Annotated in this window: 19 protein-coding genes; 15 read left to right on the plus strand and 4 right to left on the minus strand. The window is 67.7% G+C overall.

What is annotated here, in order from left to right:
* The first annotated feature begins 134 nt into the window (after positions 1-134).
* Positions 135-3,302, plus strand: coding sequence for an efflux RND transporter permease subunit (locus ACM608_RS11910; RefSeq protein WP_419685187.1), 3,168 nt, complete (start codon positions 135-137; stop codon positions 3,300-3,302).
* Entirely contained in the window at positions 3,299-4,726 is a 1,428-nt protein-coding gene (locus tag ACM608_RS11915; RefSeq protein ID WP_419683433.1) for an efflux transporter outer membrane subunit, read from the plus strand. The genes ACM608_RS11910 and ACM608_RS11915 overlap by 4 nt, the downstream gene beginning before the upstream one ends.
* A gap of 3 nt (positions 4,727-4,729) precedes the next feature.
* Here the strand turns inward: ACM608_RS11915 and ACM608_RS11920 are convergent, their stop codons facing one another.
* Both ACM608_RS11920 and ACM608_RS11925 read right to left on the minus strand, forming a co-directional pair.
* Positions 4,730-6,334, minus strand: a complete 1,605-nt coding sequence (locus ACM608_RS11920; RefSeq protein ID WP_419683434.1) for a sensor histidine kinase — start codon at positions 6,332-6,334, stop codon at positions 4,730-4,732.
* 49 nt (positions 6,335-6,383) lie between these two features.
* The gene (locus ACM608_RS11925) at positions 6,384-6,572 is read right to left on the minus strand and encodes a NepR family anti-sigma factor (RefSeq protein WP_419683435.1); all 189 of its coding nucleotides are present in this window, start codon (positions 6,570-6,572) and stop codon (positions 6,384-6,386) included.
* Positions 6,573-6,801: 229 nt separating this feature from the next.
* On the opposite strand from ACM608_RS11925, the gene ACM608_RS11930 reads away from it, so the two are divergent.
* From ACM608_RS11930 to xth, 9 genes are all read left to right on the plus strand, one after another.
* Positions 6,802-7,602: a response regulator gene (locus tag ACM608_RS11930; RefSeq protein ID WP_419685188.1), complete on the plus strand. Its 801-nt coding sequence runs from the start codon at positions 6,802-6,804 to the stop codon at positions 7,600-7,602.
* A gap of 214 nt (positions 7,603-7,816) precedes the next feature.
* Positions 7,817-7,954, plus strand: a complete 138-nt coding sequence (locus ACM608_RS11935; RefSeq protein ID WP_419683436.1) for a hypothetical protein — start codon at positions 7,817-7,819, stop codon at positions 7,952-7,954.
* Between the two features lie 97 nt (positions 7,955-8,051).
* Complete coding sequence (locus ACM608_RS11940) at positions 8,052-8,690, plus strand: sigma-70 family RNA polymerase sigma factor (protein ID WP_419683437.1); 639 nt, start codon at positions 8,052-8,054, stop codon at positions 8,688-8,690.
* 238 nt (positions 8,691-8,928) lie between these two features.
* Complete coding sequence (locus ACM608_RS11945) at positions 8,929-11,634, plus strand: bifunctional [glutamine synthetase] adenylyltransferase/[glutamine synthetase]-adenylyl-L-tyrosine phosphorylase (protein ID WP_419683438.1); 2,706 nt, start codon at positions 8,929-8,931, stop codon at positions 11,632-11,634.
* Positions 11,618-12,088: a peroxiredoxin gene (locus ACM608_RS11950; RefSeq protein WP_419683439.1), complete on the plus strand. Its 471-nt coding sequence runs from the start codon at positions 11,618-11,620 to the stop codon at positions 12,086-12,088. The genes ACM608_RS11945 and ACM608_RS11950 overlap by 17 nt, the downstream gene beginning before the upstream one ends.
* Positions 12,089-12,158: 70 nt before the next feature.
* Positions 12,159-13,013 (plus strand): ferritin-like domain-containing protein, encoded by an 855-nt coding sequence (locus ACM608_RS11955; protein ID WP_419683440.1) that lies wholly within the window; start codon positions 12,159-12,161, stop codon positions 13,011-13,013.
* 105 nt (positions 13,014-13,118) lie between these two features.
* Positions 13,119-13,769 carry a M23 family metallopeptidase gene (locus ACM608_RS11960; RefSeq protein ID WP_419683441.1) on the plus strand — a complete coding sequence of 217 codons (651 nt, stop codon included), beginning with the start codon at positions 13,119-13,121 and terminating at the stop codon, positions 13,767-13,769.
* 43 nt (positions 13,770-13,812) lie between these two features.
* A complete protein-coding gene (gene erpA / locus ACM608_RS11965) occupies positions 13,813-14,145 on the plus strand; it encodes an iron-sulfur cluster insertion protein ErpA (RefSeq protein WP_419683442.1) in 333 nt (110 codons plus the stop codon).
* Between the two features lie 24 nt (positions 14,146-14,169).
* Positions 14,170-14,940: an exodeoxyribonuclease III gene (xth, locus tag ACM608_RS11970; RefSeq protein WP_419683443.1), complete on the plus strand. Its 771-nt coding sequence runs from the start codon at positions 14,170-14,172 to the stop codon at positions 14,938-14,940.
* A gap of 191 nt (positions 14,941-15,131) precedes the next feature.
* Here xth and ACM608_RS11975 read toward each other — a convergent pair whose 3' ends face one another.
* Entirely contained in the window at positions 15,132-16,919 is a 1,788-nt protein-coding gene (locus tag ACM608_RS11975) for an ABC transporter transmembrane domain-containing protein (RefSeq protein ID WP_419683444.1), read from the minus strand.
* Positions 16,920-17,092: 173 nt separating this feature from the next.
* Between ACM608_RS11975 and ACM608_RS11980 the strand changes: the two genes are divergently transcribed.
* Genes ACM608_RS11980 through ACM608_RS11995 form a run of 4 tightly spaced genes read left to right on the plus strand, consistent with a single transcriptional unit; the run spans position 17,093 to position 20,888 of the window.
* On the plus strand, positions 17,093-18,313 hold the full coding sequence (locus tag ACM608_RS11980) for a polyhydroxyalkanoate depolymerase (RefSeq protein WP_419683445.1): 1,221 nt from the start codon (positions 17,093-17,095) through the stop codon (positions 18,311-18,313).
* Positions 18,314-18,371: 58 nt separating this feature from the next.
* Positions 18,372-19,121, plus strand: a complete 750-nt coding sequence (locus ACM608_RS11985; protein WP_419683446.1) for a hypothetical protein — start codon at positions 18,372-18,374, stop codon at positions 19,119-19,121.
* Complete coding sequence (locus ACM608_RS11990) at positions 19,108-20,295, plus strand: M48 family metallopeptidase (RefSeq protein ID WP_419683447.1); 1,188 nt, start codon at positions 19,108-19,110, stop codon at positions 20,293-20,295. The genes ACM608_RS11985 and ACM608_RS11990 overlap by 14 nt, the downstream gene beginning before the upstream one ends.
* An 8-nt stretch (positions 20,296-20,303) precedes the next feature.
* Entirely contained in the window at positions 20,304-20,888 is a 585-nt protein-coding gene (locus tag ACM608_RS11995; protein ID WP_419683448.1) for a hypothetical protein, read from the plus strand.
* Between the two features lie 4 nt (positions 20,889-20,892).
* On the opposite strand, the gene ACM608_RS12000 is transcribed toward ACM608_RS11995, so the two are convergent.
* Positions 20,893-21,819, minus strand: coding sequence for a MarR family transcriptional regulator (locus ACM608_RS12000; protein WP_419683449.1), 927 nt, complete (start codon positions 21,817-21,819; stop codon positions 20,893-20,895).
* Positions 21,820-21,936 lie beyond the last annotated feature (117 nt).

Raw genomic sequence — 21,936 nt, forward strand, 5'->3', positions numbered from 1 at the left:
CCCAAGCTTGCTTGGGGAGGGGGACCATGCGCAGCATGGTGGAGGGGCCGCCGCGAAGACGGCGGTTGCACCGCCGCCGCTCCACCATCCTTCGGATGGTCCCCCTCCCCATCTGCGATGGGGAGGATGCAGCGGTGAACCTCTCCGCACCGTTCATCCGCCGCCCGATCGGCACGCTCCTCCTCACCATCGGCCTGTTCCTGACCGGCGTGGCGGCGTTCTTCGTGCTGCCGGTCGCCGCCCTGCCGCAGGTCGACTTCCCGACGATCCAGGTGCAGGCATCCCTCCCCGGTGCCAGCCCGGAGACGATGGCGAACAGCGTCACCTCCCCCCTCGAACGCCGCCTTCGCACGATCGCGGGGGTTACGGAGCTGACCTCCTCCTCCAACGTCGGCTCCGCCCGTATCACCCTGCAGTTCGATCTCGACCGCAGCGTCGATGGCGCCGCGCGGGAGGTGCAGGCGGCGATCAACGCGGCGCGTGCCGATCTGCCCGCCACGCTCCGCACCAACCCCACCTATCGCAAGGTCAACCCGGCGGACTCGCCGATCATGATCCTCGCGCTCACCTCCGAGAACCGGACGCCGGCCGAGATCTACGACTCGGTCTCCAGCCTGATCAGCCAGCGCCTCGCCCAGGTGCCGGGCGTAGGTGAGGTGGAGCTGGGCGGCGGATCGCTCCCCGCCGTGCGCATCGACATGAACCCGCTGGCGCTCGCCCAATACGGCATCAGCCTGGAGGACGTCCGCACCGCGATCTCCTCGACCAGCGCCAACCGCCCGCGCGGCTTTGTCGAGAACACGAAGACGGCCTGGCAGATCGAGACCGACCCTGCCGGCCGCAAGGCGGCGGACTATCGCGGCATCGTCATCGCCTGGCGCGACGGCATCGCGGTCAAGCTGGCCGATGTGGCGACCGTGTGGGACGGGCCGGAGGACATCCGCACCACCGGCCTGTTCAACGGCCAGCGCGCCGTCACCGTCGTCATCCGGCGACAGCCCGGCGCTAACATCATCGCCGCCGTGGACGGCGTGAAGGAGCAGCTCCCCGTCCTTCAGGCGGCGATCCCCGCCGACGTGAAGCTGGAGGTCGCGTCCGACCGGACCAAGACGATCCGCGCCTCGCTGCACGAGGTCGAGCTGACCTTGGTCATCGCCGCTCTGCTGGTCGTCGCGGTGGTCAGCGTCTTCCTGCGATCGATCCGCGCCACCATCGTGCCCTTCGTCGCGGTGGTCGTCTCGATCTCCGGCACGCTCGCGGCGATGAGCCTCCTCGGCTTCAGCCTCAACAACCTGTCTCTCATGGCGCTGACCGTCGCCACCGGCTTCGTCGTGGACGACGCGATCGTCGTCCTCGAAAACATCATGCGCCATGTTGAAGAGGGCGTGCCCAAGCGTAAGGCGGCGTTCCTCGGCGCGAAGGAGGTTGGCTTCACCGTGATGTCGATCTCGGTCAGCCTCGTCGCGGTGTTCATCCCCCTCCTCTTCATGGGCGGGATCATCGGCCGGCTGTTCGGCGAGTTCGCCATCACGATGACCGTCGCGGTGATGATCAGCCTTGTCATCAGCCTGACGACCACGCCGATGCTGGCGGCGATCATCCTGCCCGATCAACCCAAGCCGAACCGCTTCACCGACTTTGCGGAACGGCAGTTCGACCGCCTCCACCGCGTCTACGAACGCAGCCTCGACTGGGCGCTCGCCAACCGCGCGGCGACGCTGCTCCTCTTCCTGGGTGCGATCGGACTGAACGTCGCCTTGTTCCTGAGCGTGCCGACCGGCTTCTTCCCGCAACAGGACACCGGCATGATGCAGGGTGGGCTACGCGCCGATCGCTCGATCAGCTTCGGCGCGATGCGCGACAAGCTCGGCCGCATCGTTGAGATCATCCGCAAGGACCCGGCTGTCGATACAGTGATCGCTTTTACCGGCGGTTCGCGTGCCGGTGGCGGGTACATGTTCCTGTCGCTGAAGCCCCGGTCGGAGCGAGAGGCGGCACAGGACGTCATCAAGCGCCTGCGCCCGCAACTCGCCAAGGTGACCGGCGTCTCGGTCTTCCTTAACCCCGTGCAGGACGTGCGGATCGGCGGGCGCAGCGGCAATGCCAGCTACCAATATACGCTGAAGGGCGAGAACATCGCCGTCCTTGACAGCGCCGGCACGAAGATGGCCGAGGCGATGAAGAAGGAGCGCATCCTGACCGACATCGACCTCGATCAGGAAGATGGCGGCGCGGAGGTCTTTCTGGATGTCGATCGCGACGCCGCCCGCCGCCTCGGCATCGACCAGCGGACGATCGATTCGATCCTCTACAACGGCTTCGGCCAGCGTCAGGTGGCGACGATCTACTCCGGCCTGAACCAGTACCGCGTCGTGCTCGGCGTCGATCGTCGCTTCCAGGGCGGGCCGGAGGCGCTGGCCCAGGTCTACCTGCCGACCGCCACCTCGGACGCGGCGAGCACCACCACCGAGACCGCCACGCCGCAGCGCGGCTCGGGCAGCGACGATCCGACCGGCGCGGCGGTGAGCGGCACGGCCCGTATCATGACCCCGCTCTCCTCGATCGCCCGCTGGGACATTCGCGCCACAGCGTCGCAGGTGAACCATCAGGACGGGGTGCCTGCCACCACCATCTCCTTCTCCACCGCGCCCGGCGTCTCGCTCGGTGAGGCCTCCACCCGCATCCGCGAGATCGCCGCGCAAGCGGGGCTGTCGGATCAGGTGGCCGGCAGCTTCGCGGGGACGGCCAAGGTGTTCAGCGAATCCACGGCGACCATGCCGCTCCTCATCGGCGCGGCGATCGTCGTCATCTACATCGTGCTCGGCATCCTCTACGAAAGCGCGATCCACCCGCTGACCGTGCTCTCCACCATCCCGGCCGCCGGCCTCGGTGCGCTCGCCGCGCTCGGCCTGTTCGGCATGGAGCTGGACCTCGTCGCGATCATCGGCCTGATCCTGCTGATCGGCATCGTGAAAAAGAACGCGATCATGATCATCGACTTCGCCCTCACCGCCGAACGCGATCGCGGCCTGTCGCCCTACGAGGCGATCCGCGAGGCCTCGCTTCTCCGCTTCCGGCCGATCCTGATGACGACGCTCGCCGCCGGGCTGGGCGCGCTTCCCCTCGCGATCGGCTTCGGCGACGGGGCGGAACTGCGCCGCCCGCTCGGCTTCACGATCATCGGCGGGCTGATCGCCAGCCAGTTCATCACGCTCCTCACCACCCCCGTCCTCTACCTCGTGCTCGACCGCTTCCGCCGTCGCCCCCGCACCCTTCCGGAACAGAAGCCCGCACTCGCATGAAGACCCGCGCCCTCCTCCCCCTGCTCCTGCTCGGTGCCTGTTCGATGGCACCGAAATACGAGCGGCCCGCAACCGTCGCGATCCCAGCCTCGTTCAAGGAGGCGCCCGGCTGGCAGCCTGCCTCGCCGCAGGACGCCGCCCTGCGCGGCGACTGGTGGACGCTCTTCGACGACCCGGTGCTCAGCGACCTGGAACAGCGCGTCGCCCGCAACAACCAGAACATCGCCGCCGCCGTCGCCGCCTATGATCAGGCCCGCGCGCTGGTGAAGGAGCAGCGGGCCGGCCTCTTCCCGACGCTCACCCTCAACACCGGCTACACCCAGGCGGGCACCTTCGGAGAAGGCGAGACCTCGATCGTCGGCGGCAGCGGCGTGGTGCGGAGCGGCGGGTCGAAGCGCTACGAGGCGTCGATCGGGGCAAGCTGGGAACCGGACCTTTGGGGCGCGGTCCGCTCCGCCGTGACCCAGGCGCGGGGGGAGGCCGAGGCGAGCCAGGCCGACATCGCGAACACCACCCTTTCCGCTCAGGGCGAGCTGGCGTTGAACTACGTCCAGCTCCGCGCGATCGACGCGCAGATCGACCTCCTCGACGCAACGACCAAGGCCTATCAGCGCGCGCTCACCATCACCACCAATCGCTACAATCAGGGCGTCGCCGGCCGCATCGACGTGCTGCAGGCCGAGACCCAGTTGCGCAGCGCGCGTGCCGACGCTGCCGATCTCGGCCGCCAGCGCGCCGTGCTCGAACACGCCATCGCCGTTCTGGTCGGCGAGAACCCGTCGACTTTCGTGCTCGCCAAGCAACCGAGATGGACGGTCACGGTGCCCGCCGTCCCCGCGATCCTGCCCGCGACCCTGCTGGAACGCCGGCCCGACATCGCCGCCGCCGAACGCCGGGTTGCCGCCGCCAATGCCGCGATCGGCATTCAGCGCGCAGCATTCTTCCCGACAATCGGTCTCAGCGGCGATGTCGGTTACCAGTCGAGCGCGCTGTCGGACCTGTTCAAGACCGCCAGCTCGATCTGGTCCTTCGGCCTGAACGGCGTGATGACCCTGCTCGATTTCGGCGCGCGCTCCGCCCGCGTGACCCAGGCCCGCGCCGCCCATGAACAGGCGGTTGCGACCTATCGCCAGACCGTCCTCACCGCCTTCCAGAATGTCGAGGACCAGCTCTCCGCCGCGTTCATCCTCGCACGCGTTGCCGAGGAACGGAGCGCGGCGGCGGTAGCGGCGGACCGCGCCGAGCAGATCAGCCAGAACCAGTATCTCGCCGGCCAGATCGGCTATGCCGACGTCATTCTGCAACAGACCACCGCCCTCTCCGCCCGCCGCACGGCGGTGACGGCGCAGCTCGATCGGCAGACTGCCGCCGTCGCCCTCATCCAGGCGATCGGCGGCGGCTGGACCGGCAGCCCGCCGCGCTAGACCTCAGTCGATCACCCCGACCTCGACGGCGAACGACCCCGCCTCCTCGTCGCGCTGCAGCTTGGATCTAAGCTGGCGCGACAGGCCCTCGAACACGCGGCCAAACCGCTCGCCGAGATAGTCGTGCAGTGCCTCGCTGGGGCGCAGGGCCGGGCTGGACATGGTCAGCAGCGCGCGCGCCGGCCCGATCTGGTGCATCTGGATGCGGATGGCGGCCGCGGGATCGATCAGCATCGCCAGCTCCGCCGCCTCGGTGAACAGGAAGGCGATCGCGACCGCATTGTCCTGCGAAGCGTGCAGCGTATCGATCTCCGCCTGGATCGACATGCGGCTGTGCCTGGGGCCGGCCGTCGCCCGCAAATTGGCAGCAAGCTCGCCGAGCAGGCCGCGCACCGCTACGCCCCGGCTTTCGTCCAGCGCGGCGTAATGATTGCGGTGGACGATCGCGAGCGCATCCACCCGCCGCAGGATCGAGGCATAGGCCTCGGCGGTTTCCTCGCTCAGCGCGCCCCGCGCGTGAAGGTGGATCAGGCTGGCGACGACCTGCAGGTTGTTCTTGACCCGGTGATGCACCTCGCGGGTCAGCCGCGTCTGCCGTGCCAGCCCCGCTTCCAGTTCCGCCTCATGCCGGGCAACCGTCGCCGTCAGATGCGAGAACGCCTGGGCAAGCTCGAGGATCTCGACCGATGGCGTCCATGCGGCCGGCGTCGCCACGCTTGCATCACCCGGCTGATAGGCGTTCACCGCCCGCTGCAATTGGCGGAGCGGCCGCAGGATGAAGCTGTTGACCACGATCCACCCGATCAACCCGGCGGACAGCCACATCAGGATCGGCAGGATCATCAGAACCAGCTCGATCGGCCGGATGGGTGGGCTGCTCACGATCAGTTCCAGCCGGAGCTGCTCGTCGAAGGCCGGTGCCGATCCGACGATCTGCTCGTCCAGCGCGCCGGCGCGCCCGACGGACGCGACCAGCATCGATCGCGTGCCCTCGATCAGGCGCACCTGATACGCGCCGGTCGCCTCGCGCGGCCGCGTCATCTCCACGATCGCCTCGCGCGGGAACTCGGCCACGACCTGCCCCGTGCCGGCGATGCCGGGAACCGACAGGCGGAGGCCGTCACCCTCGGGCGTGATGTGCGCGTCGAAATCGTCGTCGGCACTCGCAGCGCCCGGCGCCTCTGGTCTGAACTTGGGGCTGGCGCAGAGCAGCCGGCCGTCCTCGGCGAAGATCGCGAAGCGACCCCATTCGCTCTGCTCGGAATCGAATTGTGCGATCGTCCGCGCGCAGGTGCTGCGCCCCGCCCGGTTGAGCGACAGCGCCGTACCCGCCGCCCGCAGCGATGCGGCGCTCCTTGTCAGCGACGATGTCAGGGTTTCGGCACTCTTTTCGGCGCTCAGTTCGACCGCGTCGACGCGCGCCTCACGGCCCGTCTTGGCGGCATCGATCGAAGCGAAGATGGCGATGAGACCGAGCGGCAGCAGCGCCAGGGTTAGAAGGATGAGAAGTCGGATCGCCGTCGATGATCGTGCCCAGGCGACACGCGGGTGCGCCCATCCGCCGCCCCACCGTTCTGCCTCTACCGGCTCACTCCTGGTATCCGACACGTCCCGCTACCCCGCAACGCCGCTCACCGGCGCGGGCACTAGATACAGATCAAGACAATTTACCCAGCAGATCGAGCAGATCGGAGGGCACATCTTCGTTGACGGTCTGGTCATAAGCACTGCGAAGCGCCTGACCGACTTCCTTGTTCCCGGCCTTGCGCGCGGATTTCGGATTACGCGGCGGCGCCGGCTTTTCGTCCGAGCCGTTCTTGGAAACTGCCAATGCCGAAACCCCCATCAGAACCCTGCGCGTCCCACCGTCCGCCGCATAACCTGCGGCATGTTAAAGTCTGCGCTTAAAATGCGCGCGCGGGCATGGAAACAAAAAACTCGGCCGGTTGTTCCCTACCCGGTACATTTGAAACGAGGGCGTGGCGGGGACAGCAAAGTACCGGAGGTCTGGCTTGAAAAGCCGGGCCCACATCCTCACAACGCCGCATATCACCGACCAGGAGGTCACCTTACAGATGTCGCTCGGCCAGCAACTTGCTCCCCACCTTCCCTTCCTGCGCCGCTATGCCCGCGCCCTGACCGGCAGCCAGGCACATGGGGACACCTATGTCCGGGCCGCGCTGGAGGCGATCGTGGCCGCGCCGCAGGATTTCCCGCGCGACGTCGATCCCCGCCTGGGCCTGTACCGGACATTCCAGGTGATCTGGTCGTCGACCAGCGATGCTGAGGGTCGCGACGAGGCGGGATTCGAGGAAACCTCCGAGGGCATCGCCCAGGCGCGCTTGTCCCGCATCACGCCGCGTTCGCGCCAGGCGCTGCTGCTCACCGCCATGGAAGGCTTCACGCCGGAGGACGCTGCCTACCTGATCGGCACCGACGCCACCGAGATCGAGGAGCTGGTCGCCGAGGCGATGGCCGAGATCGAGCGGCAGACCCGCGCCGACGTCCTCATCATCGAGGATGAGCCGATCATCGCGATGGACCTCGAGACCATCGTCCGCGATCTCGGCCACAGCGTCACCGGCGTCGCCGTCACCCGCGACGAGGCGGTGGCGCAGGCGATGGCCAGCCGCCCGACCCTGGTCCTCGCCGACATCCAGCTTGCGGACGACAGCTCGGGCATCGACGCGGTGAAGGATATCCTGTCGCAGTTCAACGTGCCGGTGATCTTCATCACCGCCTTCCCGGAACGCCTGCTGACCGGCGAGCGGCCGGAGCCGACCTTCCTGATCACCAAGCCGTTCCAGCGCTCGACTGTGAAGGCGGCGATCAGCCAGGCTTTGTTCTTCGACGCACAGACGGTGCCTTCGGCTTAATCTTAGGATTTGCCTTCCACTCGGCCGTTCGCGCTGAGCCTGTCGAAGCGCCTGTGCCGGCCCTTCGACAAGCTCGGGGCGAACGGCGTTTTCGTATGCGAGTTCGCCGAGATCGAAAGGCTCTAAACTCCGGGTTCTGGTCAGGGAACCCGCACCCCAAGCCTTCGTTTGCATCCGTAACGACGCCGCAACGGTGGCCTTCAGGAGCACGGGGATGAACGACGATCCGCAGCATGTTGACAAGGTTGAGGCGCGGGCCGGCTCCACACCCGGCATTGTCCGCTATGTCCTTCTGATCTCACTCATCCTCGTTGTGATCGCGTTCGCGGTCGTGCTCGGATATTGGGCCTGATCGAATGGCCACGTCGTTTTCGGGTGGTCTCGCGGCGGACACGTCCCTATCTGTTACACAGCATCCGGCGCCGGGTGCGATTTTGCCCGGGGGCCTGATGGCGGATAACGACGACGAGTTCGAAGACGGCGCGACTGCCGCGCCGGTCGAACACGTTGCGCTCAGCGATGACGAGTTCAAGAAGCAGCTGGCACAGGTGATCCCGCATCTCCGCGCCTTCGGCCGCTCGCTGTCGGGCAATCGCGACCTTGCCGACGATCTCGTACAGGAAACCCTGCTGAAGGCATGGGCCGCGCGACAGCGTTTCCAGGCAGGCACCAACATGCGCGCATGGACCTTCATCATCCTGCGCAACCTGTTCCTCAGCCAGATGCGCCGCGCGCGCTTCAAGGGCGAGTGGGACGACGTGACCGCCAGCAAGATCCTCGCCGCGCCGGCCAGCCAGGATCGCCATGTCGAACTCGGCGACATGCAGCGCGCCCTCATGCACCTCCCCCAGCCGCAGCGGGAGGCGCTGATCCTGGTCGGCGCGGGCGGTTTCGCCTATGAGGAAGCGGCCGAGATCTGCGGCTGCGCCGTCGGCACGATCAAGAGCCGTGTGGCTCGTGGCCGCGTCGCGCTTGAGGCTTTGCTGTCGGAGGGCAAGCTGCCGTCCCGTCGCGAGCAGGTCACGTCGGACCAGACCGCACTCCAGACGATCATGGACGAAGTCGACGAACTCAGCCGCGATCGCTGAGCGGCCGGGCCGGGTTCAATGGAGCCGCGCCAGTAAGTCTCTGAACACGCGCTCCCCGCTCTCCGCAGGTCGGTACGCGTCGCGCAGCGCATTGCCGAGGCCGAGCGATGCCGCATACGCATCCTCAACCGCCTCGCGCGCCCGTGTCGGTGAAATATGTCGTCTCTCGTAAGCCATCATATTCATAAAACGGTTGACATTGGCGGATGTTTCGCGGGTGGGTCATGAATCTCGACTCATGCAACCGCCCGTGACGTCTCCGATTGCCGAAGCGCTCGAACGCGCACATCGTCACGCGCCATTTCTGGCCGGGTTGATCGATCGGCTCCCGACGGTTTCCGAAGCCCTCGGATTCGGGGGCGTGGCCGCCGCGCTGAAGGCAAGTGCCGGACTGGCCATGGAGGGAGCGGGCACAGCGCAGGCGCTCCGCCGAGAGCGTCAGGGTGTCGCGCTCGCAGTTGCTATCGGCGACGTCGCCGGCGTGCTCCCGCTCGAACAAGTCTGCGCTCACCTCACCGACTTCGCCGACCGGGCGCTCCATCGCGCAATCGAGACCGCGATCGCGGAGCGCACGCCGGACGCACAGCCCGCCGGCTTCGTGGCCATCGCGCTCGGCAAACAGGGCAGTCGGGAGCTGAACTATTCCTCCGATATCGACCCGATCCTGCTGTTCGATCCCGACACCCTGCCCCGCCGCCCGCGCGAGGAGCCGGAGGAAGCCGCTGTCCGCATCGCCCGCCGCGTGGTCGAGCTGCTGCAGACCCGCGACGCCGACGGATATGTCCTGCGCGTCGATCTCCGCCTCCGCCCCGCGCCCGAGGCGACGGGCCTCGCCGTGCCGGTCGGCGGTGCGATCAGCTACTATGAATCCCTTGCCCTCCCCTGGGAACGCGCGGCCTTCATCCGCGCCCGCGCGGCAGCGGGCGACGTCGCGCTCGGCGAACGCTTCCTCTCCGCCATCCGCCCCTTCGTCTGGCGCAAGGCGCTCGATTTCGGCGCGATGGGCGAGATCACCGCCATCTCGCAACGCATCCGCGACCATTATTCGCGTGGGCAGGCGCTCGGCCCCGGCTTCGACCTGAAGCGGGGGCGCGGCGGCATCCGCGAGGTCGAGTTCTTCGCCCAGATCCACCAGCTGATCCACGGCGGCCGCGACCCCTCGCTCCGCACGCCGGCAACGCTGGACGCGCTCGCCGCGCTTGCCGCCGCCGGCCGCATCGAACCGGGCGAAGCGGAGAGGCTCACGGGCGCCTACCGCCTCTACCGCACCATCGAGCACCGCCTGCAGATGGTCGACGATCGCCAGACGCACAGCCTGCCGGAAAGCGCCGAGGCGCTCGATAACGTCGCCCGCCTCCACGGTCTCGATAACGGCGCCGATCTCGTCACCCTGCTCACGCCCCATGTGGCGGAGGTTGGCCGCATCTACGATCGCCTCGACCCGCCCAAGGATGGCGCGGTGCCCCAGGACACCGAGGGTCTACACGCTTTTCTGACGGACCTCGGATTTCCCGACCCGGCCCATGCCGCTCGCCTGCTCACCGGCTGGCGCGCCGGCCGTTCCGCCGCCGCGCGCAGCCCGGCCGCACAGGCGGCGCTGGAGGCCGTCCTTCCCGACCTCCTGCCCGAACTCGGCCGCGCGCCCGATCCACAGGCGGCGATCAACCGCTTCGACGAGATGGTCGCCCGCCTGCCCGGCACCGTCAGCCTGTTTCGTCTGCTCGATGCACAGCCCGCCGTGCGCGAGATGCTCGCCGTCATCCTCAGCCAGGCACCCGCGCTTGCCGAGGACCTCGCCCGCCGCCCTGCTTTGCTCGATGGCCTCCTCGACGCGACCGCGCTCGATCTGCCCCCCTCCGTCCCTGATCTCGTTGCGAATTGGACACGCGGCGAACAGGGCGACGACTATCAGGCGACGCTCGACCGCATCCGCGTCGCGGTGGGTGAGGCACGCTTCGCCCTCGGTGCCCAGATCGTCACCACCACCCGTGATCCGATCGACGCGGGCGCGGGTTATTCGCGCGTCGCGGAGGCGGCCGTGGAGGTGCTCGCGACCGCCACCACCGTCGAGTTCGAGCGCACGCACGGGCGCGTGCCCGGCGGCGGCCTCGTCATCCTGGCGCTTGGGCGGCTCGGTGGCGGCATCCTCACCCACGCCTCGGACCTCGATCTGGTCTACCTCTTCACCGGCGACTTCGCGGCGGAATCGGACGGCGCGAAGCCGCTCGGCGCCACCCAATACTTCAACCGCCTCGCCCAGAGGGTCAGCGCCGCGCTCAGCGTGCCGACAGCCAGCGGACCGCTCTATTCGGTCGACACCCGCCTCCGCCCCTCGGGCAACCAGGGCCTGCTCGCCGTCTCGGTCGACAGCTTCGCCCGCTACCAGTCGGAAAGCGCCTGGACCTGGGAGCATATGGCCCTCACCCGCGCACGGGTCATCCACGGCCCACCCGCCGCCCGCACCGAGGTGGAGGCGGTGATCGGGGACACGCTGCGCCGCCCGCGTGACGAGACCGCGCTGATCGCCGACGCGGTGAAGATGCGGCGCGATGTCGCCACCCACAAACCCCATTCCGGCGATCTCGACGTCAAGCTCGTGCCCGGCGGCCTGGTCGATCTCGAATTCCGCACCCATGTCGAACAGCTGCGCAGCCGCAAGGGCCTGACGCCCAATCTGGAAGAGGCGCTCGCCGCCTTGATCGAGGAGGATCTCCTCCCTCCCACGACGATCGAGGACAACCGCCTCCTCACCCGTCTGCTGGTGACGCTCCGTCTCATTGCGCCGAAATCGGACGAGCCACCCGAAAGCGCCCGTGCGCTCGTCGCTCGCGCGTGCGGTGCGGCGGACTGGGCCAGCCTGCTTGCCGGCTATCACGCCGCGCGGCAGAGGGTGTCTGCGGAATGGCGGACGATCGTGGGAGAAGACGATGCTGAACGAAGGTGACCTGGCCCCGGACGTGACGCTGACCACGCCGGAGAGCGGCAAGCTGAGCCTCGCGGAACTGCGCGGCCGAGCGCTCGTCCTCTACTTCTACCCCAAGGACGACACCGCCGGCTGCACCCGCGAGGCGCAGGACTTCACCCATCTGAAGGCCGCGTTCGACATGGCCGACACCGGCATCCTCGGCGTGTCCAGGGACGACGAGAAGAAGCACGGAAAGTTCATCGCCAAATACGACCTCAAACACCCCCTCGCCTCCGATCTCGACGGCTCGGTCTGTGAGGCGTTCGGCACGTGGGTGGAAAAGAGCCTCTACGGCAAGAAGTACATGGGTATCGAACGCGCCACCTTCCTCATTGACAAGGACGGCCGCATCGCCCGCACCTGGCGCAAGGTAAAGGTCGCCGGTCATGCCGAGGCGGTGCTGGCGGCGGCGGAGTCGCTGAAGCATGCCTGACCATTCTCCCCGGCACGGGGAGGGGGACCAGCCGCAGGCTGGTGGAGGGGGCGCGCAGCAAGAGAGCCGCATGTTTGGCGGCGCCCCCCCTCCACCACCCGCCTTTGGCGAGCGGTCCCCCTCGCCGTGCCGGGAAGGATCAGTAGCCACCGCCGCCCACACGGTCCTCACCACCGCCGACCCGCGCGCCAAGGCGCTCGCCGCGCGCAAGGCCGCGCGCGAGTGGTTAGCCGGACGCCTCGCCTTCACCTTCGACCTCACCATGCCCGATCGCCCGGCACGACCCGAAGCGCCCGAACTCCTGCCCCCCAACCGGATGCCTAAGCGCGGCCGGCTCGGCTCCACGCGCGGGCAGATCGCGATGCTCCATGCCGTGGCCAATATCGAGTTCAACGCCATCGACCTCGCCTTCGACATCATCGGCCGCTTCGGCCACCAGTTCCCCCGCGCCTTCACCGACGACTGGCTGCGCGTCGGCGCCGAGGAGGCCGCCCATTTCGCGCTGGTCGCCCGCCGCCTGCGCGCGCTCGGTGCCGCCTATGGCGACCTCCCCGCCCATGACGGCCTCTGGGAGGCGGCGGAGGAGACGCGGCATGATGCTCTCGCCCGCCTCGCAATCGTCCCGATGGTGCTGGAGGCGCGTGGCCTCGACGTCACGCCAGCCATCCGCGACCGCTTCGCCGCCCTCGGCGACACGCGTTCGGCCACCGTCCTCGACCGCATTCTATCCGACGAGATCGGCCATGTCGCGACCGGCGTCCGCTGGTTCCGAACGGCCTGTGCAACCCAAGGATTCGAGCCGGAAGCGCTCTGGCACGACCTCGTCGCCCGCCACTTTCGCGGAGCGCTGAAGCCGCCGTTCAACGACTCAGCGCGCGACCAAGCCGGTTTGTCCCGCGATTTCTACGCGGTAGTTGCCCGGTAAGGATTGGGGCGGCAGGTTCACCCTGTCGCTGCGGGGAGGGCACCTTTTGGCGACTGAGTACCAGTCGCCGGCGTCTCAGCCGGTCAGTAAACCGGCAGGAGTCGCATGACAGCTCTCTCTTCTCGCGTGTTCAACGCGCTCACCGCGCGGCGGTTCCGATCGCTTTCGATCCTGTCGATGGTCCTCGCCGCTGCTGCGCCGCAGATCGCCTCCGCCGCCGAAGCCGCCGATCCGACCTTCCGCTCGCTCTTCCTCGACTGGAAGAAGATGGACGTGGTGGCACCCAAGCCGACCGTTTCGGTTCCTTCGGCACGCCCGGTCAATCTTGCGAAATTTACATCGGGCTACGGCGTCCGTTCCGACCCGTTCCGCCACTCCGCCGCCATGCACAAGGGCGTCGATCTTGCCGGGCCGCAGGGCACCGCGATCTACGCGACCGCCGACGGCTTCGTCGGCCGCGCCGAATGGGCTTCGGGCTATGGCAACCTGGTCGAGCTCGACCACGGCCAGTCGATCCAGACCCGCTACGGCCATCTTTCCAAGATCCTCGTCCGCCCCGGCCAGCGCGTGAAGCGCGGCGACATCATCGCGCTGATGGGCTCCACCGGCCGCTCGACCGGCAGCCACCTCCACTACGAGGTGCGCATCGACGGCGCGGCCGTGAACCCGATCCCCTATCTCGAAGGCACGCAGTACGCCGAAGCCGCGCAGAAGCGGATGACGGCCGAGGTCGCGGTCGGCGGTCCGGAGGACTGATCGTCGCCTTGCTGCGGATGGGCGCGCGCCCTATCTTCGCACCATGACCGATACCGCGATCGACCTGACGCCCTCCGCCGCCAAGCGCGTGGCGACGATCGCGGGCAAGCAGGGCAAGCCAGCCATCCTCCGCCTCGCCGTCGATGGCGGCGGCTGCGCTGGGTTCCAGTACAAGTTCGAGCTGGCTGAGGCTGTGGCGTCGGACGACGCGCGCGCCGATCGTGACGGCGTGACCCTGGTGGTCGATCCGATCAGCCTCGATCTCGTCCGCGGATCGGCCGTCGATTATGTCGAAAGCCTCGGCGGCGCCGCCTTTCGCGTGACCAATCCCAACGCCGCCTCAGGCTGCGGCTGCGGAACGAGCTTCTCGATCTAGCCTCACCCGGCTACCGTCGCGCCCATGAAGATCGCGACCTACAACGTCAACGGCATCACCGCCCGCCTCCCCCGCCTTGTCGAATGGCTGGAGGAGACGAAGCCCGACATCGTCTGCCTCCAGGAGCTGAAGGCTGACGACGACAAGTTCCCCAAGGCGGCGATCGAGGCGGCCGGCTATGGCGCGGTCTGGCACGGTCAGAAGGGGTTCAACGGCGTCGCCATCCTCGCCCGCGATGCGGAGCCGGTCGAGCGCCAGCGCGGCCTCGCCGACGATCCCGACGACACCCATAGCCGCTATATCGAGGCAGATGTGAATGGCCTCGTCGTCGCCTCCATCTACCTCCCCAACGGCAATCCGCAGCCGGGTCCGAAGTTCGACTACAAGCTGAAATGGATGGCGCGCCTCGCCGATCGCGCGGCGGCGCTGTTGGCGGAAGAGGTGCCGACGATCCTCGCCGGCGACTACAACGTCATCCCGAAGGACGAGGACACCTTCTCCGTCCGCGCCATGTCCACCGACGCGCTGATGCAGCCGGAAAGCCGCGCCGCCTTCCGCACCATCCTCAACCAAGGCTGGACCGACGCGATCCGCACCCGCCATCCGCGCGGGCCGGTGTGGACCTTCTGGGACTATCAGGCCGGTGCCTGGCCGCGCGACGCCGGCTTCCGCATCGACCACCTGCTGCTCAGCCCCACCGTCGCCGACCGGCTGGTCGATGCCGGCGTCGACAAGGAATATCGCGGGCGGGAAAAGGCCAGCGATCACGCACCTACCTGGGCGGTCATCCGCTAGCCGGATCGCCGCTGTCCTACAGGCTCCGACCTCGGATACATGGCCGGTCTCGCTTCTCGGAAAAAGGGACCGTCAGTGGCTTCAATCTACGTCAGGAACAGCAACCGCATCCGTGCCGAACCCGCCGGATGAGACGATTCCCGCGTTGACGTAGCGCAAACTTGGCAAACTTTGACCCATTTCGAGACATGTCAGGCGGCGTCCTCGAACTGCAGCGCCGCGAGCCTTGCGTAGAGGCCGCCGCGACCGACCAGCTGCGTATGCGTCCCCTCCTCCACGATGCGCCCCTGATCCATCACCACGATGCGGTCGGCGGCGCGCACGGTGGCGAGCCGATGGGCGATGACCATCGTCGTGCGCCCCTGCATCAGCCGGTCGAGCGCACGCTGCACCAGCCGCTCGCTCTCCGCGTCGAGCGCCGATGTCGCCTCGTCGAGCAGCAGCAGGGGGGCATCGCGCAGGATAGCGCGGGCAATCGCGATCCGCTGGCGCTGCCCGCCGGACAGCCGCGTGCCCGCCTCGCCCAGGAAAGTGTCCAGCCCGTCCGGCAGGTCACGAAGGAAAGTGGCGGCATTGGCGGCTTCAGCAGCAGCCCAGATCTCATCGTCGGTAGCGGTCCAGCGCCCGTAGCGCAGATTGTCGCGCGCGCTCGCCGCGAAGATCACCGTCTCTTGCGGCACCATCGCGATGCGGGCGCGGATGTCGGCGGGATCAGCCTCGCGCAGGTCCACGCCGTCCAGCGTTACGCGACCGGCATCGGGGTCGTAGAAGCGCTCGACCAGCTGGAACAGGGTCGACTTGCCCGCCCCAGAAGGGCCGACCACCGCCAGCATCTCTCCCGGCCGCACCGCAAGGTCGATGCCGTGCAGCGCGGGGAGATCGGGCCGCGTCGGATAGTGGAACGACACGCCCTCAAAGGTCAGCGCACCCTGCGACGGCTGCGGCAGGACGGCGGGGCTGGCGGGCGCGACGATGTCGGACTGCGCTGCGAGCAATTCGCCCAGCCGCTGCGCCGCCCCCGACGCCCGGAGCAGGTCACCATAGGTCTCGCTCAACGCCCCGAAAGCGCCCGCGACAAGCCCCCCGGTCAGCACGAAGGCCGCGATCGAACCGCCGCTCATCCGCCCGGCCGCGACATCGACCGTGCCTTCCCACAGCACCAGGGTCACCGCGCCGAACACAACGCCGATCACGACTGCCGTCATTACCGCCCGCATCGCGATCCGGCGCTTGGCGGTGGCGAACGTCGCGTCCACGACAGTGCCGAAACGCCCGGCCTCCCGCTCCTCCTGTCCGAAGGCCTGGACGATCCGCATCGCGCCGAGCGTCTCCGACACAATGCCACCGACATCGGCGATCCGGTCCTGCGACGCCCGCGACAGCGCCCTCACCCGCCGGCCGAAGATCATGATCGGCCCCATCGCGACGGGAATGCCGATCAGCAGCAGGGCGGCAAGCTTGGGCGAGAGGATGAAGAGGTAGATGATCCCGCCCGTGCCGACCACGAGGTTGCGGAGCGCGACCGAGACCGTGGTCCCGACCGTCTGCTCAATCACCGTCGTGTCGGCGGTCAGGCGGGAGGCGACCTCGGACGGCCGGTTCTCCTCGAAGAAGCGCGGCGCAAGCGTCAGGAGGTGGCGTTGCACAGCCTTGCGCAGATCGGCGACCACCCGCTCGCCCAGCCAGGACACGAAATAGAACCGCATCGCCGTTGCGGCGGCGAGCACGACGACGATCATCAGCAGATAGCGGAAGGCGCGGCTCACGCCTGCCAGGTCCGCCCCGTGCGCAAAGCCGAGATCGATGACCCGCTTGAACCCATAGGGGATCGCCAGCGTACCGGCGGAGGCAAGGAGGAGCGCCAGCCCCGCCGCCGCGATCTGCGCCGGATAGCGTCCCGCGATCCCCCAGATCAGCGTCAGGCTACGCACGCTGCGCCGCGACTCGGGCGGCGCATCCAGGGATTTTGGCTTGGCCATGGCGGCGGCGATTAGGGCGAAGCGCGCCTTGCCGCAATCCTGACGCCCGGGCAGCCATGCTGCACTGCAACAGCACATGCAGCCTTTGCAGTTACCCATGCGTTGAGGAAGTGACGAAATCCTCATATCTGAAGCCTACGGCAGTGCACCGCGCCGCCGCGGGGGGAGTACCGATGCTATACGACGCTTATGAGCTGCAACGCTCGTTCCTGGCCGGCGCAAGTGCGATGGCCAATTTCGGGGCCGAGTGGTTCGGGAACCCTGCCAATCCGTTCGCCTATGGCGGTGTCGGGTCGGTCATGGCCTCTGCGCTGGAGGTCTTCGCCCATGCCGCCGCGCCGCGCGGCAAGCCGGAATTCGGGTTCAAGTCGACCCTGATCGATGGTCGCGAGACGCGCGTCACCGAAGAGATCGAGTGCGAGAAGCCCTTTGGGCAGCTTCGCCATTTCGTGCGCGAGGGGCGTCAGGGCGACCCCCGACTGCTGATCGTGGCCCCGATGTCCGGCCATTACGCGACCTTGCTGCGCGGCACGGTGGAGCGGATGCTGCCGGGGCATGACGTCTGGATCACGGACTGGGCCGATGCGAAGCTGGTGCCGGTCGATGCCGGGCGCTTCGACCTCGAAGACTATATCGATTACGTCATCGCCTTCCTGGAGCATCTCGGGCCGAACACGCATGTGCTCGCGGTTTGCCAGCCCTCCGTGCCGGTCCTTGCCGCCACAGCGGTAATGGCGGCGGCGAACAACCCGGCGCGCCCGTCATCGCTCACCATGATGGGTGGGCCGATCGACACGCGCGAGGCACCGACTGCCGTCAACGAGCTCGCTACCCAGCGCGATTTCAGCTGGTTCGAGAACAACGTCATCGCCACCGTGCCCTTCACCTATCCGGGTGGCGGACGACGGGTCTATCCGGGCTTCCTCCAGCTCGCCGGCTTCATGACCATGAATCTCGGCAACCACCTGATGAGCCATTACGAGATGTTCAAGCACCTCGTTCAGGGCGACGAGGAATCGGCGGACGCGACCAAGCGCTTCTACGAGGAATACCGGTCGGTCTGCGACATGACGGCCGAGTTCTACCTGCAGACGATCGACGTCGTGTTCCAGCGCCATGCCCTGCCAAAGGGCGAGATGATCCACCGCGGCGTGCCGGTCGACCTCTCCGCGATCCGCGACACCGCGATCCTGGCGGTCGAGGGTGAGAAGGACGACATTTCCGGCCTCGGCCAGACCAAGGCGGCGCTCACCCTCGCGACCAACCTGCCGTACGAAAAGAAGAAGTATTACATGGCGCCGGGCGTCGGCCATTACGGCATCTTCAACGGCAGCCGTTGGCGCAACGTGATCGCCCCCGTCTTCGAGGACTGGATCGCGCGCCATAACGGATAATATTTAGTTCTTCCCTTCCGCCCCGCTCTGAGTAAGATCGGGAGCGGGGGAATACATCATGGCAGGGAAGACGCTGTGGCGCGCGATGGGGATCGCGGCGCTGCTTTCGATGACCAATCCGGTATTGGCACAGGAGAAGACGGGCAGTCGCGCCGGCTTCACCCTGCCGCCCGGCAGCGTGCGCGTCGTACTGATGCGGCCGAACATTCGCGTGGGCGAGCAATCGACGGGCGGCCTGGGCGAGCCGAACGCGGATTGGACCAATACCGCCCGTGCGAACATCTCCGAAGCACTGCGGGCGGTACAGGCCGGGCTCGGCAACAGTGTCGTCGAGTATGACGAAGGGATGAGCGGCGAAGGCGGCGTGATGACGCAATATTCGCAGCTGTTCAGCGCCGTCGCGGGTTCGGTCATCACCTACCAGTTCTTCCCCGGCAACCGCCTGCCGACCAAGAAGCGGAAGGGCAGCTTCGACTGGTCGATCGGGACCGACGTGGGCAAGCTCCGCTCGCTGGAGGGGGCCGACTACGCGCTTTTCATCACCACCAACGATCAGTTCGGATCGACCGGCCGCAAGGTCCTGCAGGTTTTCGCGATGATGGGCGGGATCAGCGTCACCTCCGGCGTCCATGCGGGTTACGCGGGGCTGGTTGACCTGCGCAGCGGCGAACTCGTCTGGCTGAACGCCGATCAGCAGATGGGCGGCGACGTCCGCACCGCCGAAGGTGCGGCCAAGCGGGTGAAGCAGTTGCTGGAAGGCTTCCCCGGCAAGCCGGTAGAGACGGCGGCGGCCGGTGGCGGGCAATAGGATGCGGCGTCTCGGCCTGCTCGCCGCCGCTCTGCTCGCCTCGGCCCAGTTGGCAACGGCCGCGGAGAGCGGCCTGGCCTTGCCGACTTACACACCCGGCTACGAACCCGCCACCGTCGACGAACGGGGCATGTGGATGGAGGCGGACGAGCGCGAGCGGATGCTGCGCGACAGCCCGCTACGGATCAACGACGGCAAGCTGGAACCCTATGTCCGCGCGGTCCTCTGCCGCGAGGTTGGGACCGAGCGTTGCCAGGGCGTCCGCGTCTATGTGATGGAGATCCCCGCGTTTAACGCCACTATGATGCCGAACGGCTGCATGGAGGTGTGGTCCGGGCTGCTGCTCCGCGCGCGAAGCGAGGCGGAGCTTGCCGCTGTCCTTGGCCACGAGTTCGGCCATTTCGAACTCCGCCACAGCCTGATGGGCTTCAAAAACCGGCGCGGGTCATCGGACGTGGCCGCTTGGATCGGCGTTCTCGGCGGCCTTTCCAATGTGAACACCGGCAGCCTTCAGGCGACGATCGTCGCGTCCACACATCGCTTCGATCGCGATCAGGAGACGTCCGCCGACCTGCTGGGTATGAAGTACATGGCCACGTCCGGCTACCCGTCAAAGGCATCGGCGGCCGTCTGGCGGCAGTTGATGGCGGAGCAGGACGCGACGGCGACAGGCCGCGGCCTCAAGCTGAAGCAGCAATATACTGCCGGCACCTTCGCAACCCATCCCACGAATCTCGCCCGCGCCACTTACCTCGCCGCGCAGGCGGAGAAGACGCCGGGCGGCACCGATGACCGAGCGGCGGAGTATCGTGCGGCGATCGCGCCCTACCTCCCGCGCCTGTTGGCCGCGCAGAACAAGATGAACGACTTTGGTGGATCCGACTTCATCATGGCCGCGATCGCCGAGCGGACCGGCTGGACGGGCGACCTACTCTTCGCCCGGGCCGAGCTTTACCGCGCGCGCGGCAATCCGCGCGACCTGCAGATGGCGAGCACCTGGTATCGCGAGGCGAAGATGGCCGGCTATGCCGCGCCGGACCTCGACCGCAATCTCGGCCTCGCCTTGCTCCGCAACGGGCAGGCCGAGGAGGGGCGGCAGGCGCTTGCCGCTTATCTCGCCGCCAATCCCGCCGCATCTGACGCCACCATGATCCAGACTCTGATGGCGAATTGAGGACACCGATGAATCCGACAGCTCTCATCATCGCGCTTTCCGTTGCGGTCGCGGCGCCTGCCTGCGCGAACTCACTGGTCGCGGCGGGGCCGCAGAGCGGCATCGCCAAGTCCCGCCTTGGCGCGAGGCCGGATGGCGAGTGGAACAGGCTGAGCCTCCGTCCCGGCAAGAACACCGAGGTCTGGACGATCGACGGCGACGCGCTGAACAAGGTGACCTTCTTCGGCGGGATCGCGCCCGGCCAGCCGCTGGTGCGGGAACTAAGCAAGAAGCAGCAGCCGCTGCCGAAGGTCGCGGCGAACATGCTGATCACCGACATTCCGGCGCTGCTCGAATCCACGTACCGCAGCCAGAACGCGGTCAATCAGATGAGCATCGACACGCAGGAGCCGGCGACCCTTTCGGGCCGCAAGGCTATCCGCTTCACCTACAGCTTCGTGCGCGGGGATGACGAGGTCCGTCGCCGAGGCGAGGCGATCGGCGCACTGATCGACGGCAAGCTGTACCTCGTGACCTATGAGGCGCCTGCCCTGCACTTCTTCGACAAGGACGTGGAGAAGTACCGGAGCCTCACCGCATCGATCAGCCTGTGAAAGGTCACGCGGTCGAATAGACCTCCCGCATCAGGCGGCGGGTATGGATCATGTATTGTTCCATCCCGTCCGCTGCGTCGTCGGACAGGGTGATGTAGACGCGGCGTCCGTCCATTGGGTCGGCGCGGCGCAGGAACAGGCCCGCGTCGGTCATCGTCTTGATCCAGCGGAGCGCTGTGGTGGGCGGGACGGCGGCGGCGATGCAGAGGCTGGAGACGGCCACCTGCTTGTCCTCCAGCCGCGCCGCCGTGAGGTCGAGCAGCATGTCCCAGGCGGGATCGGAGAAGAGTTCCGGATCGAAGATCTGGGATCGCAGGCGGCGGGCGCGGATCACGGCGCGGACCTGCTCCGCCTCGATCGGCTCGCCATCGTCGGCGAGCGGCGGGGTGTCGCGCGTGACACTCGGGCGACGCCTTCCCTCGTCCGACGACAAAGCGGACAGCGCTCGGGCGATGCGCGCAACCTCCTCGCTCAGCTGACGAAGGCGGGCGGCCCCGGCTTCCGCATCGATATCCGCCACCCGGCTCGGCGATCCGCCGATCGCCAGATGCAGGGCGGCAACGCGGTCGGCGGGCTCGGGATCAGCGATCAGCTGGATATTGTCGCCATCGAGCTGCGCATAAGCGTGGTCGATCAGTGCGGCGGGTACGCTTGCGACGACATTGTAGCGCCGGTCCTCCGACCCTTGGCGAAGTGCGTGGAACAGGTCATCGAGAGCGGGGTGGCCGGCACCGGCCTCGATCAGGATGGCGTCGGCGCCAGCCTGCGTCTCCAGCCGGTCAAGAGCGACGGCGATCGGCACCGGGCCGCTGAGGCGCGCCCCAAGCGCATTCACCGCATCGGCGGCAGCCCTTCCCGCCATTTCGTCGGCGGCGAAAACCAGCACGCCCGGTTGATCCCCGTAGAACACACCCGCCCCCCCGTTCGCCATCGACACCCCCTGCTGATCGCGTTCTGTTCCGGTCTGCATCCAAACTGGACGGCGGTCAGCCCCCTAAATCCCCGAATTCGACAAACAGGTTCCAAAAAGGTGACTTCTCGGGACGCG

This window comes from Sphingomonas sp. ID0503 (genome assembly GCF_048565625.1).
Taxonomy (GTDB): Bacteria; Pseudomonadota; Alphaproteobacteria; order Sphingomonadales; family Sphingomonadaceae; genus JBLZUR01.